Source organism: Chelatococcus reniformis (assembly GCF_014640075.1).
In the GTDB taxonomy this organism is placed as follows: Bacteria; Pseudomonadota; Alphaproteobacteria; order Rhizobiales; family Beijerinckiaceae; genus Camelimonas; species Camelimonas reniformis.
Genome location: NZ_BMGG01000007.1, coordinates 96,309 through 113,131, shown reverse-complemented (window position 1 = coordinate 113,131; position 16,823 = coordinate 96,309). Strand labels below are relative to the sequence as shown.

Here is a 16,823-nt window from a genome sequence, read left to right as displayed (position 1 = left end):
GCGGTGCCAGGCGCTGCTGGAGGCGCTGGCAGGCGCAGACGCGATCGTCGGGGCGGGCACTACGAGTGCCGGTGAAGCTGACGACAGCGCGCAGAGCGGCACCGTGGGGGACCAAGCTCCCTCCAGGAGTCGATGGACGCGGCCAAATGATTGGCCGCGTTATGACCTACCTGTCAAGCGCTCGATTGGCTAGGACATACGCAAGTTATGTCAACGTGTTGGCTCAATTCGTCGGACTTGGCGGGTTGTCGCAACCGCCCCCCGCGCGGCTATGCTCGGCCTTGACGCGCATCTACTCAGCGCCGGGGGAAGCGACTGCTGCCCAACACACAGCGCCGGTTGTCAGGATGGACCATATCGTTGTCTCAGGGTCTTCGAATGCTGATGGCCGCCATGCCCACTGACAAGGAGCATGGGACCGCCGTCCAGCTTCTGCTCGATATGTCGCCTGACGGCGTGGACCTCGGCCAGCTTCTACCGCTTGGGCCGCGCCGCGCGCCGGCGCGTGACACGGGGCCATCGCATCCGTTGCAGGCGCCGCGCGGCGGCGCGGGGATGCACCCGCGAACTGGGGCCGGATGCAGACGCGACCCGGCGGCCGGTCCGGTGCTAAACAGGACGGGAGCGGCCGCTCCGACGCCCTCTCGGGCCGACGCTCGAGCCGGTTCTCACCCGCAGCAAGCAACGTCAGGACGCATCATGAAACTCTGCCGCGTCGGCCCCTCCGGCCAGGAAAAGCCCGCCCTCGTCGGTTCCGACGGCCGGCCCAGGGATCTGTCGTCGGTGGTGGCCGACATCGACGGGGCGACGCTGGCGCCGGCCCGCCTGGCGGAGCTCGCCGCGCTCGATGTCGCGCGCCTGCCGCTGCTCGACGGCGCCCTCCGCTACGGCGCGCCGGTCGCCCGCATCTCCAAGCTCGTCTGCATCGGGCTGAACTATTCCGAACATGCGGCCGAATCCAACATGCCGGCCCCCAGCGAGCCGATCATCTTCCTCAAGGCGCCGTCCGCCATCTGCGGACCGAACGACGATACCATCGTGCCGCTGGGCTCCAGCCGGCTGGACTGGGAGGTCGAGCTTGGCGTCGTCATCGGTGCGGTCGGCCGCAATGTCGCGGAAGACCGGGCCCTTGACGTCGTCGCCGGCTATTGCGTGGTGAACGACGTCTCCGAGCGGGCCTTCCAGATGCAGAGCTCGCAATGGGACAAGGGCAAGGGCTGCGACACCTTCGGCCCGACCGGGCCGTGGCTGGTGACCAAGGACGAGGTGCCCGATCCGCAGGCGCTCGCCATGAAGCTCACGGTGAACGGCAAGACCATGCAGGACGGCAACACGAGCACGATGATCTTCGGGGTGCGTCAGCTCGTCTCCTACGTCAGCCGCTACATGACGCTGATGCCGGGTGACGTCATCGCCACCGGCACGCCCTCGGGCGTCGGCATGGGGCAGAAGCCCGACCCGGTCTGGCTCAAGCCGGGCGACGTGGTCGAGCTTGAGATCGCCGGCCTCGGCCGGCAGCGGCAGACGGTGGTGGAATACCGCTGATCGGCGAAAGATAGCCCCTCGCCGTCCGTCCGATCGGAACGGTCGGGCGCCGGGGGGCGGAAGGGGCGGGCCCTGAGCCCCGTCGAGGCGACGCCGCCCGGTCGAAGCACGCGCCCCATGCACTGTGCGGCGCGACAGCGGCCGGCACCCATGCTACTCGGACCTAACGCCCACGCTCAGCCAAGCCATGCCCCGCCTCCATTTCGAAGACTTCACCCCCGGCACCACGACGACCTACGGCCCGCGCACCTTCGGCCAGGACGAGATCATCGCGTTTGCCCGCGAGTTCGACCCGCAGCCCATGCATGTGGACGCGGCGGGCGCCGGCCGCTCCTTCTACGGCACGCTGATCGCGTCGGGCTGGCATCTGTGTGCGGCATCCATGCGCATGCTCTACGATGGCTACATCGGCGTCTCCGCCTCCATGGGCTCGCCGGGCATCGACGAGACGCGTTGGCAGAAGCCGGTGAAGCCGGGCGACACCATGGTGCTGCGCCAGCACGTGCTGGAGCGGCGGGAATCGAAGTCGCGGCCCGACATGGGGCTCGTCCTGTCGCGCTCCGAGCTGGTCAACCAGCACGGCGAGATCTGCATGACGCAGACGAGCTGGGGCATGATGGGCCGCCGCGATGTCGCGCCGGGCGCCGGTGCCGCGGCGCCGCGCAAGCGCAAGCCGGCGACGGCCGCCCCCGGCGGCAGCCTGGCGGAACGCCCCGTCGGGGACGGGCCGGGGCGGCGCGCACCGTTGCTCGACGAGCTGGCGATCGGCCGCGTGATGAGCATCGGCGCCTTCACCTTCACGCCCGAGGCGATCAAGCGCTTTGCCCGCGACTGGGATCCGCAGCCCTTCCACATGGACGAAGAGGCGGCGAAGCAAAGCGCCTTCGGCGGCCTCTGCGCGTCTGGCTGGCATACCGCCTCGGTCTGGATGAAGCTGATGATCGCCCACCGCCAGCGCCAGATGGAGGCCGCGGCGGCGGACGGCGAACACATGGCCAAGCTCGGTCCGTCGCCGGGCTTCCGCAACCTGCGTTGGCTGAAGCCGGTCTACGCCGGCGACACGATCAGCTACTATTCGGTCCTTGCCGACAAGCGGCCCTCGGCATCGCGCCCGCAATGGGGCCTCGTGTTCAGCCAGAACGTCGGCGAGAACCAGAACGGCGAACGCGTGTTCGAGTTCATGGGTTCGGTGCTGTGGGCGCGGCAAGCAGGCGCCTGACGCCCACGGCAGGCGCTCACCGGACCACGGAATGACCCGGCTCGTCGCGGACGGGATCGGACGCGACCTGTGGACCATAGCGCAGATAGTCGCCGGCGAGCAGACCGACGACGAGCAGATAGAGCGCGATGGAGAACGCCACCTGGGCGGCGTTGCCGCGCCCCTTTCGTGCGCCCCGCGGCAACAGGATTCGAGCCGGCAGGAGCAATATGAACCACACCAGCGTGCCGAGGGCCGCGCCGGCGATGGCGAAGATCCGCGAGACGAACGCGCTGTACCCCATGGTCGCTCCAAGAGTTGACGTAGCTGCCACCGACCTCGCTGAAGGCCGGCTTCTGGCCGCCTGACATCGACGCATGGCAAGAATATGCCTTCGGCGGCCAGGATTGAAGAGCGTCCGGAGCGGCCGGCGGGCTGCTCCGGCGAAGCTACCGCTCCATCATCCCGTTCCTGCGCAGGATTCGTCCAAACACCGAGGTCTGCCGTCGGGCTCGCCATGGCGGCCGCGGAAGACGAGCGGGCGCTTCGTAGCGCTCACGGCGGCCACCGCGCGCCCGACGCACTGCCTTGACAAGGCAGGAGAACCTGCCAGATTGAAGGTATGTGTAAGATCTGCGCCGTGGTTTTCCGGCTTCATCCGATCGCGGAAACGTAGCCCCGGGCTCGGCCTATGCGCCCCGAGCTCCGGGGACAGAGCCGGGCTGTCGGCAGCAGCACCGTCCATTCAGGCGCTTCCACACAACATCAAGGCGAACAGGGTGCCGATCGGCGCCGATAGCGTTCGCACGCCGTCCAAGGACCGCCGGTCATCATGACAGACCTTGCGAATACCAGCACAAAGCCGACAATCGTCGTCAGCGATATCGACTACAGGCGCCTGACCGATCTGGCAGCCGCGGCACACGACCGGTTCCGCGACGTCGCCGAGGAACTGCTGGCCGAGATGGAGCGGGCCCGCGTGGTCGCCGCCGCCGCGGTGCCGGCCGACGTCGTGCGCATGGGCTCCGCCGTCGAGTTCCGCTCCGACACCGGGCAGCAGCGCCGGGTGACGCTGGTGTTCCCCGGCGAGGCCGATATCACGGCAAACAAGATTTCGGTCCTCACGCCGATCGGCGCGGCGCTCATCGGCCTGTCGACCGGGCAGTCCATTACCTGGATCGCGCGCGACGGCCGCCAGCACGAGTTGACCGTCCTCAGCGTCGGATAGAGCATTGCTCTCGGGCCAACGCCTCGTTTGCCCGGCCACGCTGAAATCGTGGGAATCCCTCGCGGGAAATCTCAAGACTGAGCCGCGCCCCATCCGATCCCAGGCGGGGCGGTGGCGCGACCGCGGCACAACGGGCATAAGAGGGCGACCGAAGAAGCCCGTTGGGCCTGACAAGGGGGCGCGGCCACCGTGTCGCTCCGAACCGTACAGTGGGCGTTGGCGGCGAGCCTGCTCGCCGGAGTAGGCGGTTGCGCGCGCCCCGAGGGAGCGCTCGCGCCCGTGCTCGCGGCACCGGGCGCCGGCGCCAAGGTCGAGATGCTGGCCGCGACGACGCGGGCGCCGTCCGACCGGCCGGGCGTCGTCTTCGGCGGCGAACGCGGCGACGGCTTGGCGTTTGCCGACATCGTCGTCTCGGTCCCACCCAACCGGCAGGTCGGTTCGATCCAGTGGCCCCGTCGCGGGCCCGCCGATCCGGCGAGGACCTTTGCCGTCACGAGCCTTTCGGACGTACCCCGAGCCGGGGTGCGCTCCTGGCTGAAGAAGGAAGCGCGCGGCCGGCGCCGCGCACTGATCTTCGTCCACGGCTTCAACACGCGGTTCGACGCCGCGGTGTTTCGCTTCGCTCAGCTGATCCACGACAGCAACGCCGGGCTGGTGCCGATCCTATTCTCCTGGCCCTCCCGCGGCCGTGTGCTCGACTATGTCTACGACCGGGAGAGCACCAATTTCTCCCGCTCGGACCTCGTCGAGCTGATGAACACGGTCGCCGCCAGCCCCGAGGTGGACGAGGTGGTGATCATGGCTCATTCGATGGGGGCCTGGCTCACCGTCGAGGCGCTGCGCCAGGAGGCGCTGCGGCGGGGACGGATTCCCGCCAAGATCACCGACGTGATTCTCGCCTCGCCCGATCTCGATGTCGACGTGTTCGAGCGGCAGGTGGCGGAGATGGGCCCCAAGCGGCCGCACATCACCATCTTCGTCTCGCGCAACGACCGCGCGCTTGGCTTGGCGCGCCTGATCGCCGGCCGGGTGACGCGCGTCGGCGCGGTCGACCTCACCGACGCGGCCTACCGCGACCGGCTGGACGCGGCGGCAGGCGTCGTCGTCGTCGACCTCACGGGCCTGTCGAGTGGCGATCCACTCAATCACAGCAAGTTCGCCACCAGCCCGGCCGTGGTGCAAGTGCTCGGCGAGCAGCTGCTGAGGCGGCAGCCCGGCGATGATTCCAGCAACCGCGCCGCCGACGTCGCCCAGACTCTCGGCGCGGCCCTGGGGAGCGCGGTTGCCGCTCCGATCCTGGTGTTCAGCGGCGGCCAGAACTGACGGGCGGACGCCTCGCCGCCGCCCCTACGAATGCAGGCCCAGCATCAGGTCGTTGAAGCTCGCGTCCAGCGGCTCGCCCTCGCGCGCGAGCCGGGCCGGGAGCGAGTGCCCGCCCAGAGCCGCCCGCCGCGTGTCGCTCGGGCTGTAACCGAATTCGGCATAATAGGCGCGGCTGAAGCTCGAGGCGTCCTCGAAGCCGCAGTTCTCCGCGATCAGGCGGATGTGGCGCGTGTTGCGGAAGTCGGACAGTGCAGCGTGCGCCTGGAGCAACCGCTGCCGCCGGATATAGTTCGAGACGCCGCCGAGTGGCTCGAACAGCCGGTACAGCCGCGAGCGGGAGACGCCCATGAGCCGGCACAATTCGTCGGGCCCGAGCTCCTGCGAGCGCAGATTGTGCCGGATGATCTTGCGGGCCCGCTCGAGCAGCGTGCCCGACGCGGCGCCCACCCGTTCCAAAGCCGGAAGGCCGCGGTTGGCGACAAGGCACGCGGAGACCACGGCGCGCGTCGCCTCCACCAGCTTGGGCAGATCGTGCTCGTCGGTGGCCGGCAGATTGCGGTCGAGGCTCATCATGAATTCGGCGAGCAGGGCGCCGAGACCGCGGTCGGGTATCTGCTCGGGCACCGCGTCGAGCGCCGGCGCCACGTCGGCGAACTGGTCGCGTGGAATGAACAGGCTCAGCACGTAGGAGCCGACCGCGGTGCCCTGACACGGGCGCCCCAGGCAGCGGAACGCGATCCGCCGGCGGGCGGGGCACTCGTGGGGAGCCGTCGCCGCCGGCACGCCGCCCTCCACAGTGAGTTCGAGGCACCAATGGTCCATGACGGGCCTGTCGCGGTGCCGCCAGAACCGCGGAACGTCCGGGCTCGGCAGCACCATGCGTGCGAACAGCAGGCCGCAGAGGTCCCAGGCGAAGAGATCGGCAGGAAAGGCCGAGGCCTCCCCGGCCGCCGGGCTGAGCTCGATGGACGACGACATGAACGCCCGCCACGCCTCAAACTGCGCGTGCTCCGGCAGTTCCCTGGTCGTGAAGTGATGGGGCTTCAGCAAATTCATCGGCCGGATCCGTCGCCTGCACGCTGCAACTTTAACCGGGGGTAAGCGCTCCGGCTCGACGCGAATACCGCAGCACTAAGTCTATTTCCCCTCATGCCGGTGATCAGCAGCATAATATTATGATAACCAATATATCACACTTGAAACTGCGATAAATGACATGCTTCCAAGCTATCTTAGCAGCGCTGTATTCATCTTATTCTTATCAACTCTTCCATCGATTCCATTCAAATATGACGTTTGGTCGATCAGCGCGGGCCCTTCGATCACAGCTGCATTCTAGTCTTCTGGCACGCTGACGCGGTTATGGCATTTCATCACGGCCATATGATTTCTCCGCATGGTACGCTTGTTGCGGGGCGCATCGGACATAAGGGGCTGGGGGACGACTCGAAATGGACGTGACAGGCCAGGACTCGCTGCCCGCCACGCGGGAGGGCGGAGGGCGCATGCGGGCCGGCATCGGCACTATGCTCGGAGGCACCCTGGAGTGGTACGACTTCACCATCTACGGCATCCTGATCCTCTACATCGCTGAAACGATCTTTCCGCCGGACGAGGCGGACGCGGCGCTGTTGGCGGCCTTCCTGCTGTTCGGCGTCAGCTTCCTCTCACGCCCTTTCGGCGGCCTGATCCTCGGCGGCTACAGCGACCGGCGCGGACGAAAACCGGCGCTGCTGGCGGCGGTCGCGATGATGGCGATGGCCACGCTCGCCATCGCCTTCATCCCGCCCTACGCCGCAATCGGCATCGCCGCCCCCATTCTGCTGCTGATGACGCGGCTGCTGCAGGGCCTGTCGGCCGGCGGCGAGTTCGGAACCGCCAATGCGTTCCTCGTCGAATGGTCGACGCCCGACCGGCGCGGGCTGTGGGGCAGCCTGCTGTCGATGACGGTCGCGGTGGGCAACCTGCTGGCCAATGCCATCGCCACCATCGTCATCACCACCCTGTCGCGCGAGCAGATGACGTCGTGGGGCTGGCGCATCCCGTTTGTTGTCGGCGGCGCGCTCGGGCTGATCGTCCTGTGGATGCGGGTCGGACTCGTGGAGACCCCGGTGTTCCGGGATGCAAGGCCGATCCGGGCCAAGTCTCCCCAACCGGAGTGGGGCCGCAAGTTCGGGCGAGGCGCGATCGTCTTCGGGCTCAGCGTCTACTGGACCGTGTGCTTCTACATCTTCATGATCTATATGCCGACCTACACGCGAATCCATGCGGAGCTGACGGCCACCCAGGCCGCCGTGTCAAACACGGTCGCGTCCCTGGTGATCGCCGTGCTGATCCCGCTGTTCGGCGGGCTTTCCGATCGCTACGGCCGACGACCCTTCCTGCTCGCTTCCTGCATCGCCGTCATGGTACTGACTCTGCCGGCTTTCTGGCTGATCGCCGCGGTCAAGAGCTTTGCGCTGGTCGTGATCATCCAGGCCTGCTTCGGCATCGCCATCGCGCTCTACTCGGGCCCCTGCCCCGCCCTGTTCGCCGAGCTGTTTCCGACCCAGAGTCGCTCGAGCTGGCCGGCCGTCGCCTATGCCCTGGCCGTCGCCGTCTTCGGCGGCTTCGCCCCGTCCTTCGCCGTCTGGCTCACGCAGGCATTCGACACCCCCGTCGCGCCGGCGGCCTACGTCCTTGCCGCCGCCGGCGTCAGTCTCGCCGTGCTCCTGTCCATCGGCGAGACGGCGCATCGGCCGATCGTCGAGCGCTGGGGCAAAGGCTAAAGCCATTGGATGGGGGCATCCAATGGCAGAGAGATGCTCATAGTCTTTTGAATCTGGAGGGCTTCGCGATCGGGTGATTTCCACCCAATCGCGAAGCGCTCTAGGGCTCGGCGTCGCCTGATCGCGCCATGCGGGCCAGATTGGGCAGATTGCTCGCCGGCGGACGGTCAAAGTAGGCCAGGAAGGCACGCGAGAAGCTCGAGTAACCTTCATAGCCGACGCGGCGCGCTACCTCGCTGATGGAGAGGGTGCCACTGCGCAGCAGCGCCTGCGCATGCTCCATGCGGATCATATGACCATAAGCCCGGGGCGTGCTGCCGAATAACACTCGAAAGCCGCTGGTGAGCTCGTTGCGGTTGAGGCCGACCCGTCCGGCGAGTTGATCGATGGAGGGGGGCTTGTCGATCTCCCGCCGGTAGATCGCGGCCGCGATCTCGATCGCCTGCTCCCGGTGCCGGGCCGGCGGAACGCCGGTCGACCGCGCGCCCAGCGTATTGATCCGCGTGGCCAGCTCGCAGATGATCTCCATGGCCTTCGCCCGCGCGTGGATCGTCCGCAACGGCTCCGGATAGGGGCAGGCGAGCAGTTGGTCCGTGGCCGTCGCCAGCGACGGCGTCAGAGGCAGCCGCATCGGCTCGACGGAGCCCAGCTGCGAGGCGAAGATCGGCCGATACGCCTGCGGCAGACTGCGCACGTCGAGCTTGAACGTATCGATGAAATGCTGGCGCTCGCAGACGATCAGGAGCCCGCGCAGCTTGGCCCCGAGCTTGGCGTCGGACGTCGAGCGCGGCAGGTTCGATATTTCAACGGCCGTCGAGTCGACCACGTCGATCCTGTCCACCGCCCGGCGCATATACGATCCCCGCATCACGATCTGGATGCAGATCAGATCGGGGCGGACCAGCGCGAGGCTGTAGGGGCGCAGCGCCTCGAAATTCAGCACATGCAGGAACGAATGATCGTCGATACGTCGGTATCCATGTTCCTTCGTCCTGAACACCTGGCTGGCCACGGACAGCAGCTCGCTGCTGTGGATGAAGTCCCTCTTCAGGAGCTCGCTCTGGATCGTCCTGAAATCGAGATTCAACAACGTCTGCATGGCTGCCCCGACGCCTGAAAAGCCGGCTCGCACGGCTCGCCCCCGGCTAACTAGCACTTACGCCACCGGTAAGGAAGAATATAGAATAGTCATCCCATGCACGCTTGCGCCTCTCGCCATGCCGTCGGCGATCCACCGCCGCTCTCTTCTGCCTGGGCTTGAAGACTGAGAAAGTGCATGCATTGACTTGATTTATATCTTCTCAGTGGATGATTTTCACCTGCGGTCACCACGTTCGGCGCGAAGAGGCTTTGCCGCCAGGCGGCATGCCCGATCGCCGAAGCCTCCGCATCCACCGATCCGTGTCGCCGCCCGAGCGATCACGGCTGTTCAGTTGGCAACGCGTTCCTGCTACTGGCGGTGGGAAGGAGAAGCGATGCTCACCCGTGGTCTGAAGCTTGTGAAGTATGCGGCCGTGGTCGCCACTTTGGCACTGGTCGTGCTCGTCGGCGTCCGCGTCTATTTCTCGCAGAGCGGCGCGCCGCTGGAGCCTTGGCATACCTACGTTCCGACCGAGCTCGATGTCGACGCGCTGGACCGAGCCGACTGGGCGCAATACCTCGCCGCGGAGGCGCGCCTCGTCGCCGACGTCCGCCGCGAGGTGGTGCAGACGCTCGACGAGGAGGAGCGCGTCCCCTCCAACCGCTATTTCTCCGGCAGCATCGTCTATCCCCCGTCCCTGAGCCAGGACTGGAATCGCTCCTACGAGCTGCTGCCGGCCGGAGCGCCGGCCGGCGCCGTCGTCCTGCTGCATGGCCTGACCGATTCCCCCTACAGCCTCCGCCATGTCGGCCGCCTCTACGCGGACGCCGGGTATGTCGTCGTGGCCATACGGCTGCCCGGCCACGGGACGGTGCCGGCCGGGCTCACCGAAGTCGAGTGGGACGACTGGATGGCGGCGACGCGCCTTGCGGTGCGGGAGGCACGCCTGCGGGCCGCCGACAAGCCGCTGCACATCGTCGGCTTCTCGAACGGCGGCGCGCTCGCCCTCAAATACGCGCTCGACGCGCTGGACGACCCCAAGCTGCCGGGGGCCGATCGGCTGGTCTTGATCTCGCCGATGATCGGCATCACGCAGTTTGCCCGCTTCGCCGGGCTGGCATCCCTGCCCGCCGTCCTCCCGGCCTTCGCCAAGGCCGCCTGGCTCAGCGTGCTGCCGGAGTTCAACCCGTTCAAATATAATTCCTTTCCGGTGAACGGCGCGGTCCAGTCACACCGGCTGACGCGGTCGCTCCAGCAGAGCCTCACCCGCCATGCGCAGGCAGGCACGCTCGGCCGGCTGCCGCCCACCCTGACGTTTCAGTCGGTGATGGATTTCACCGTTTCGACGCGCGCGGTGATCACCGCCTTTTACGACCTGCTCCCCGCCAACGGCAGCGAGCTCGTGCTGTTCGACATCAACCACAACACCAAGCTCGGGCCGCTGCTGCGGCGGACCTCGCTCTCGGCCGTGGAGCGCGTGCTGCCGCCGGCCCCGCGGCGGTACCGCACCGCTGTCGTCACCAACGAGCGTATCGGCAGCGACGAGGCTGCCGAGCGCAGCGTCGCGCCGGGGGACACCGCCGAGCAAGTGCGGCCATTGGGCGTCGCCTTCCCGAGGGATGTCTATTCGCTGTCGCACGTCGCCCTGCCGTTTCCGCCGAGCGACGGCCTTTACGGCTCCGACCCGGATCCAAACGAGGATTTCGGGCTGCAGCTGGGCGCCGTGGCTATCCGCGGCGAGCGCGGCGCCTTGATCATCGGCCTCGACGCGCTGGTGCGAATGTCGTCGAACCCGTTCTTCACGGAGATGGTCGACCGCATCAGGGCCGGCATCGCCGAGCCGATCACGCCGGCGGGGCCGGCCGCGGCGCGCTGAAGACGCCATCCCAGAGGGACAGACGCGCACGCTCCCCGCCTAGAGCGTTTTCGAGCGAAGTGGACGCCGGTTCGCGTGAAGAAAACGCGGCAAATCAAACAGATAGAGCATTTCGGCGATTCGAAGAAACGCCGAAATGCTCTAGGCACCGATCAGGGAACATGGCCTCCGGCGCGATGCTACAGCAGCTCGTAGACGCAGACGCCGACGATGGCGAGCAACACTGCCATCGCGATGAGCGCGAACATCAGCTTGCCGGTCACCGCCATCCACGACCGCCCCGGTCTCTCGTAATCGTCGAAGACCTTCATGGGCCGCTCCAGCAGGTCGGCGTGCGTCGCCGCTTAACGGATCCAGCCGCCGGGGACGAACAGCCATTGTCCGTCACGCTCGATCCAGCGCGGCTGCCGGTAGCGGAAGCCGCGCCGGGCGGGGACCCAGCGCCCCGCCATCCATATATGCCTATGCTGGCGCGAGCTCCAGACCCAGTGCCCGGCAACCCAGACGTGCCAGCGCCTGGCCGGCGGCCGCACCTCCGCCTTCGGTGGCGGCGGCTTGAGGTTCGGCCGGCCCGGTGGGACCAGGCCGGGATGACGCGGGGTGCGCGCCTCGGCGTCGCGCCCCATGAGCACCGCGAGCGGGGCTGCCGTCGCAATCGCCAACAGTCCATTCAACAGGGAACGCCGGGAATACATCAGTGCCGCCCCTCCGCCGGGCTATTCAACAGGACACGAACGTCAGGGACATTACGCGCGCAGCCATGGACCGTGATCAGCACAGCGTTCCAAGCCTGTGCCGAGCGGCCCAAATCGAGCCCAGCGGACGGCTCCAGCGTTCCGCACCGGCCTGCTTGGGCCGGCGTGACGGCGCGTCCGCCTCCGGCGTTTTGGGACCGACTGCACAGTGCCGGGACTTTCAGCTCATCTCAAGCGGCGTCCCGCACGGTAGGTTTGCCGTCCGCCGGCAAGGCACAATGCCATCGGCCGACGGCACCTCGCCTCACCGCCCGGGACATTTGGAGTGCGGATCACAGGACTGGGGCGGCGGCTGGCTTCGTCCAAGCCGCGGACCAGCCCTGCCTCATGCGCTTGCCTTCGTCGCCCGCCACATTCTGACCGAGGACCGCACAATGTCGTTCTGGCGCAAACTCGCCCTTGCCGCGGTGGCGGCCTTTGCCCTGCCGCTCGCCGCCCCGGCCCAGTCCGCCATGGCGCAGGGCATCTCGATACGCGGCCTCGGGCCGGCCGTCGTGCAGACGGATCGCGTCCGGATCGTCTCGGTGGACCGAGCCACGCGCAATGTCGTGGTCGAGAGAGGCGGCCGGCAGTGGCGGATCACCGTGCCGGCGGCCTTCGGCAGCCTTGCCGCCGTGCGCCGGCGCGACCGGCTGGAGATCAGCCGCGTGGAGGGGGCTCTCATCTCGGTCGCGCCCGCCCGGGCCAACGCGCGGCCGGATATCTCATTCGCCGAGACGCGGGATGACGGCACCTTCAACAATCTGCCCGCGCGCTGGGTGACGCGCAGCGTCACCATCACGGCCCGCTTCACCAGCTTCAATGCGGCGCGCGGCATCGCGAGCTTCGTCGGGCCGGACGGCCCCCGCACCATCCGCGCGACCGACCCCGCGGTCGTCAACATGCTGCGGGGCCTTCGTCAGGGCGATATGATCAACGTCGTCTTCGCCGAGGCGACGCAGATCCTCCTGACGCCGCGCCGCTTCTGACGCTCATTGGTCACGACAACGCCCCGACCGTGGGGTCTAATGGCCTGGGCTGGACCCAAGGAGGATTGAAATGGCCTTTTTGCGTGGAACGACACTCGCGCTCGCCCTGATTGGCGGCGCTCTGTGGGCAGGCACAGCCGCGGCGGCGCCGATCGCGCCCACCGGCTTTACCGCCCCGGGCGCCGGCCTCACGGCGCCGGGCGAAGCCATCCAATTCGCGCGGTGGCACCGCCGCTGCTGGTGGGAGACGCGGCGCTTTCGCCATCGCGGCCGCTGGGTGAGCCGCCGCGTTCAGGTCTGCCGGCGCTAGAACGCCTCGCGATCGGGTGGAATCACACGATCGCTCGGAGCGCTCCAGATTCAAAAGGTATGAGCATCTCTGCGCCATTGGATGACCCATCCGGTGGGCGAATGCTCAAGAGCATGCCCCGGGCAGGTGGGCTCATCTGGCCGGAGAGAAGTCATCTAAGTTATTGAATATGTATAAGTTTTCTCCGATCGGATGATTCCATCCGATCGGAGTGCGACCCAGGACTGATGGCCCCGCCCGCCCCAGGCGGGCGGGGCCATGCTGTTGAAGGCAAGGAGAACGACGTGCTGTTCGAGGGCGGCTTCACATTCACCAATTTCCTGGTCGACGTCTTGGCCATCTTTGTCTTCATCATGTGGTTCTGGCTGCTGATGACGGTCATCGGCGACCTGTTCCGGCGCAGCGACGTGTCGGGGCTCGGGAAGATCGTCTGGATCGTCGTCCTGATCCTGCTCCCCTACATCGGCATCTTCGCCTACCTGCTGCTGCAAGGGCGCAGCATGGCGGAGCGGGCTGAAGCGCGCGCGCAGCACGCGCGGGACGAACTGCGCCAGATCGTCGGCTTCAGCGTGGCCGATGAGATTGGCAAGCTCGAGACGCTGAAGTCCCAAGGCTCGATCTCCGCCGACGAATTTCAGCGCCTGCGGGCCAAGCTGGTCTAGGCGCGCGCCGAAGGAGTTTCCCCCGCTCGATGCTAAACGCTCTGAGATTCAAAGACTTGTAGACCTTCCATTCGATCGGAGGAGGATCTCTGAGGGGGGCGAGGTTCGGCTGCGGGCCAGCCGCACAAGACTTCGCCACGCCAACGGACGTGATACCGTCGGCTCATCTATCGGTTCGGATCTGCCCAAGGGAGCGGCCATGTTTTCCTGCACTGCCGGTGACCCAACGGAAACGGCGAGCGGCGGCTGCCTCTGCCACAGACCCGAGATCCACGCCCTGACCCGCCGCATCGGCGCCGGTCCATCGCGGCGCAGCTTCGTCGCCGGCGCGGCTGCCACCATCGGCGCGCTGGGCTTGGCCAAGGGCGCCCGCGCGCAGGGCATGCAGCCGCCGCGGGCCGTCCTCTTCATCAACGCGCGGTTATTCGACGGCTCCCCGATACTGCGGGACGGCGTCCATCTGCTCGTCGAGGGCAGCACCATCAAGGCCCTCGCAGCCGGTACTCCGGCGACGCCGGAGGGGGCGCAGGTGATCGATTGCGGTGGCCGCGTGCTGATGCCAGGCCTCATCGACGCGCACTGGCACGCGATCTTCGCCGCACTCCCGATCCCCGTTCTGATGGCGGCCGATGTGGGCTACATTCACCTGGCTGCGGCGGCGGAAGCCGAGCGCACGTTGATGCGCGGCTTCACCACGGTCCGCGATCTCGGGGGTCCGGCGTTCGCGCTGAAGCAGTCCATCGACGAGGGACTGCTGCCGGGCCCGCGCATCTTTCCGTCAGGGGCCATGATCACCGCCGCCGGCGGCCATGGCGATCTGCGCCCCGTGTCCGATCTGCCGGCCGGCGCCGGCCAGCCGCGTGCGTCGGAGCAGACGGGCGGCGCCATCACGGCCAACAGCCCTGCCGAGGTGCGCATGCGCGTACGCGAGCAGCTGATGCAGGGAGCCTCGCAGCTCAAGATCGTGGCAGGCGGGGGCGTCTCATCGCCACGCAGCCCGCTCGACGCGACGACCTTCTCGGAAGCTGAGATGCGCGCCGCCGTGGAAGCTGCCGCGGATTGGGGCACCTACGCCACAGCGCACGCCTATGCTCCGGAGACCGTCCAGCGCGCCCTTGCCGCAGGCGTCGCCTGCATCGAGCATGGCCACCTGATGGACGAGACGACCGCGCGCATGATCGCCGACAAGGGCGTCTGGCTCAGCATTCAGCCGTTCCTCGGCGCCGAGGATTCTGTCCCTTTGACCGGCCCGGGCTTCTTCAAGCTGCAACAGGTCATCGCCGGAACGGACAAGGCCTACAACCTGGCCAAGACACACGGCATCAAGACCGCCTTCGGCTCGGACATGCTGTTCTCCCCGGCGCTGACCCGGCGCCAGGGCACGATGCTGACCCATCTCACCCGCTGGTACACGCCGGCGCAGCTACTGAAGATGGCGACGGCGACCAACGGCGAGCTGATGGCGCTCTCCACGCGGCGCAATCCCTATCCCGGTAAGCTTGGCGTGCTCGAGGCGGGAGCGCTGGCGGATCTGCTGCTGGTCGACGGCAATCCGCTGGACGACGCCAGCCTCATCGCCAACCCCGACAAGAATTTCCTCGTCATCATGAAGGACGGGAAGATCTACAAGAACACACTCACCTGACCGCCGCCGTCAGAACGAACCGACGCTGCTGCCGATAGCGATGACCGCGACGAGCGCGACGAGTGCGCCGACCACCGCGACCATGACGATGTCGAGGTAGCTTTTCGCGTGCGTCGAGCCGCACACCGCGAGCAGGGTCACCACCGCTCCGTTGTGGGGCAGGCTGTCGAGCGTGCCCGCGCCGATCACTGCCACGCGGTGCATCAGGCCGGGGTCGAGCCCGGTCTCGGCCGCGAGCTTCATATAGGCGGGCCCGAGCGCGTCGAGGGCGATGGTGAGACCGCCCGAGGCGGACCCGGTGAGTGCCGCGAGAATGTTGGTGGCGACGGCGAGCGACACCAGCGGGCCGCCGCCGAGACCCAGCACCCACTCGCGGACCGCCTCGAACGCCGGCAGGGCAGCCACCACCGCGCCGAAGCCGACGAGGCTGGCGACGCTCATGGCGGGCAGGACGGCCGCGTTGGCGCCGGCGTCCATGGTGGCCTTCAGGGCCGGCAGCCGCCGGGCGTTGAGCGCGATGAGGACGACGATGGCAGCCGCCAGCGCCGTCGCCACCGCCCACACGCCGCCGACCGCGGCGAGGCTCGTCGAGCCCCAGCGGGCCTCGGCCAGGAAGCTCGCGTCGATGCGCGGCAGCACCAGGGCGGACATGAGGAGATTGACCAGCACGACGACGACGAGCGGCAGCGCGGCGACCCAGAGCTGCGGCCGGTCCGTGCTGTGGCCGCCGTGGATGAGCTCCGCCGTGTCGAATTCATGGGAGGAGACGGCGCGCTCACGGATGAACTGATCGTCTGCTACCACCTGGATCGGCGGCGTGTCGCCGGCGCCGAAGCCCTCGCCCGCCGCGCGCGCGCCGGCTTCAGCGCGCGCCAGCCACCACAGGCCGAAGCCGAGCATGATGGCGGAGGCGATGATGCCGAGTCCCGGCGCGGCGAACGGCGTGGTGCCGAAGAACGGCATGGGAATGGCGTTCTGGATCGCCGGCGTGCCCGGCATCGCCGACATGGTGAAGGTCGAGGTGCCCAGCGCGATCGCCGCCGGCATCAGCCGGCGCGGCACGCCGGCTGAGCGGAACAGCGCCGTTGCCATCGGCGCGAGCACGAAGAAGGCGACGAACAGGCTGACGCCGCCGTAGGTGACGATGGCACCGGCCAGCACCACCGCGAGGATGGCGCGCCGCTCGCCCAGCCGGCGTGTCATCTCGTCAGCGATCACCGTCACCGAGCCGCTGTCGTCCATCAGTTTGCCGAACAGCGCCCCGAGCAGGAACAGGGGAAAAAACTGGGCGACGAAGGTCGCCGCATTGGGCATGAAGGTCTGCGTCCAGTGGGCCAGCAGCGGCTCGCTGGCGAAGGCGGCGGCGACAAGGGCCGCGGCGGGCGCCAGCAGCAGGATGCTCCAGCCGCGGTAGGCGAGGAAGAGAAGCAGCCCGAGTGCAACGAGGATGCCGAGAAAGCCCAT

Annotated in this window: 16 protein-coding genes; 10 read left to right on the top strand and 6 right to left on the bottom strand. The window is 67.9% G+C overall.

The window, feature by feature from the left end; all coding sequences use genetic code 11:
* The first annotated feature begins 699 nt into the window (after positions 1-699).
* Together IEW34_RS19315 and IEW34_RS19310 are read left to right on the top strand one after the other, a co-directional pair.
* The gene (locus tag IEW34_RS19315; protein ID WP_188610857.1) at positions 700-1,545 is read left to right on the top strand and encodes a fumarylacetoacetate hydrolase family protein; all 846 of its coding nucleotides are present in this window, start codon (positions 700-702) and stop codon (positions 1,543-1,545) included.
* A 187-nt stretch (positions 1,546-1,732) separates the two neighbouring features.
* Positions 1,733-2,764 (top strand): MaoC family dehydratase, encoded by a 1,032-nt coding sequence (locus IEW34_RS19310; protein WP_188610856.1) that lies wholly within the window; start codon positions 1,733-1,735, stop codon positions 2,762-2,764.
* 16 nt (positions 2,765-2,780) lie between these two features.
* Here the strand turns inward: IEW34_RS19310 and IEW34_RS19305 are convergent, their stop codons facing one another.
* A complete protein-coding gene (locus tag IEW34_RS19305; protein WP_188610855.1) occupies positions 2,781-3,047 on the bottom strand; it encodes a hypothetical protein in 267 nt (88 codons plus the stop codon).
* Between the two features lie 528 nt (positions 3,048-3,575).
* Here IEW34_RS19305 and rnk point away from each other — a divergent pair.
* Positions 3,576-3,971: a nucleoside diphosphate kinase regulator gene (gene rnk, locus IEW34_RS19300; protein WP_188610854.1), complete on the top strand. Its 396-nt coding sequence runs from the start codon at positions 3,576-3,578 to the stop codon at positions 3,969-3,971.
* Positions 3,972-4,160: 189 nt separating this feature from the next.
* On the top strand, positions 4,161-5,294 hold the full coding sequence (locus IEW34_RS19295; RefSeq protein ID WP_188610853.1) for an alpha/beta hydrolase: 1,134 nt from the start codon (positions 4,161-4,163) through the stop codon (positions 5,292-5,294).
* A gap of 24 nt (positions 5,295-5,318) precedes the next feature.
* Here IEW34_RS19295 and IEW34_RS19290 read toward each other — a convergent pair whose 3' ends face one another.
* Entirely contained in the window at positions 5,319-6,350 is a 1,032-nt protein-coding gene (locus IEW34_RS19290; protein ID WP_188610852.1) for a helix-turn-helix domain-containing protein, read from the bottom strand.
* 395 nt (positions 6,351-6,745) lie between these two features.
* Between IEW34_RS19290 and IEW34_RS19285 the strand changes: the two genes are divergently transcribed.
* Positions 6,746-8,062, top strand: coding sequence for an MFS transporter (locus IEW34_RS19285; RefSeq protein ID WP_244642097.1), 1,317 nt, complete (start codon positions 6,746-6,748; stop codon positions 8,060-8,062).
* A 100-nt stretch (positions 8,063-8,162) separates the two neighbouring features.
* On the opposite strand, the gene IEW34_RS19280 is transcribed toward IEW34_RS19285, so the two are convergent.
* Positions 8,163-9,161: a helix-turn-helix transcriptional regulator gene (locus IEW34_RS19280; RefSeq protein ID WP_188610851.1), complete on the bottom strand. Its 999-nt coding sequence runs from the start codon at positions 9,159-9,161 to the stop codon at positions 8,163-8,165.
* A gap of 376 nt (positions 9,162-9,537) precedes the next feature.
* Here IEW34_RS19280 and IEW34_RS19275 point away from each other — a divergent pair, with 376 nt between their 5' ends.
* Positions 9,538-11,019, top strand: a complete 1,482-nt coding sequence (locus IEW34_RS19275) for an alpha/beta hydrolase (RefSeq protein ID WP_188610850.1) — start codon at positions 9,538-9,540, stop codon at positions 11,017-11,019.
* Between the two features lie 179 nt (positions 11,020-11,198).
* Here the strand turns inward: IEW34_RS19275 and IEW34_RS30935 are convergent, their stop codons facing one another.
* Together IEW34_RS30935 and IEW34_RS19270 are read right to left on the bottom strand one after the other, a co-directional pair.
* The gene (locus IEW34_RS30935; protein ID WP_280516312.1) at positions 11,199-11,330 is read right to left on the bottom strand and encodes a hypothetical protein; all 132 of its coding nucleotides are present in this window, start codon (positions 11,328-11,330) and stop codon (positions 11,199-11,201) included.
* Between the two features lie 33 nt (positions 11,331-11,363).
* Positions 11,364-11,681, bottom strand: a complete 318-nt coding sequence (locus tag IEW34_RS19270) for a hypothetical protein (protein ID WP_244642096.1) — start codon at positions 11,679-11,681, stop codon at positions 11,364-11,366.
* A gap of 467 nt (positions 11,682-12,148) precedes the next feature.
* Between IEW34_RS19270 and IEW34_RS19265 the strand changes: the two genes are divergently transcribed.
* From IEW34_RS19265 to IEW34_RS19250, 4 genes are all read left to right on the top strand, one after another.
* Positions 12,149-12,742 (top strand): hypothetical protein, encoded by a 594-nt coding sequence (locus IEW34_RS19265; RefSeq protein ID WP_188610848.1) that lies wholly within the window; start codon positions 12,149-12,151, stop codon positions 12,740-12,742.
* 70 nt (positions 12,743-12,812) lie between these two features.
* Positions 12,813-13,052 (top strand): hypothetical protein, encoded by a 240-nt coding sequence (locus tag IEW34_RS19260; protein WP_188610847.1) that lies wholly within the window; start codon positions 12,813-12,815, stop codon positions 13,050-13,052.
* A gap of 284 nt (positions 13,053-13,336) precedes the next feature.
* Entirely contained in the window at positions 13,337-13,714 is a 378-nt protein-coding gene (locus IEW34_RS19255) for a PLDc N-terminal domain-containing protein (protein ID WP_210324536.1), read from the top strand.
* A 199-nt stretch (positions 13,715-13,913) separates the two neighbouring features.
* The gene (locus IEW34_RS19250; protein WP_188610845.1) at positions 13,914-15,359 is read left to right on the top strand and encodes a metal-dependent hydrolase family protein; all 1,446 of its coding nucleotides are present in this window, start codon (positions 13,914-13,916) and stop codon (positions 15,357-15,359) included.
* Positions 15,360-15,368: 9 nt separating this feature from the next.
* Here IEW34_RS19250 and IEW34_RS19245 read toward each other — a convergent pair whose 3' ends face one another.
* Complete coding sequence (locus tag IEW34_RS19245; RefSeq protein WP_188610844.1) at positions 15,369-16,823, bottom strand: GntP family permease; 1,455 nt, start codon at positions 16,821-16,823, stop codon at positions 15,369-15,371.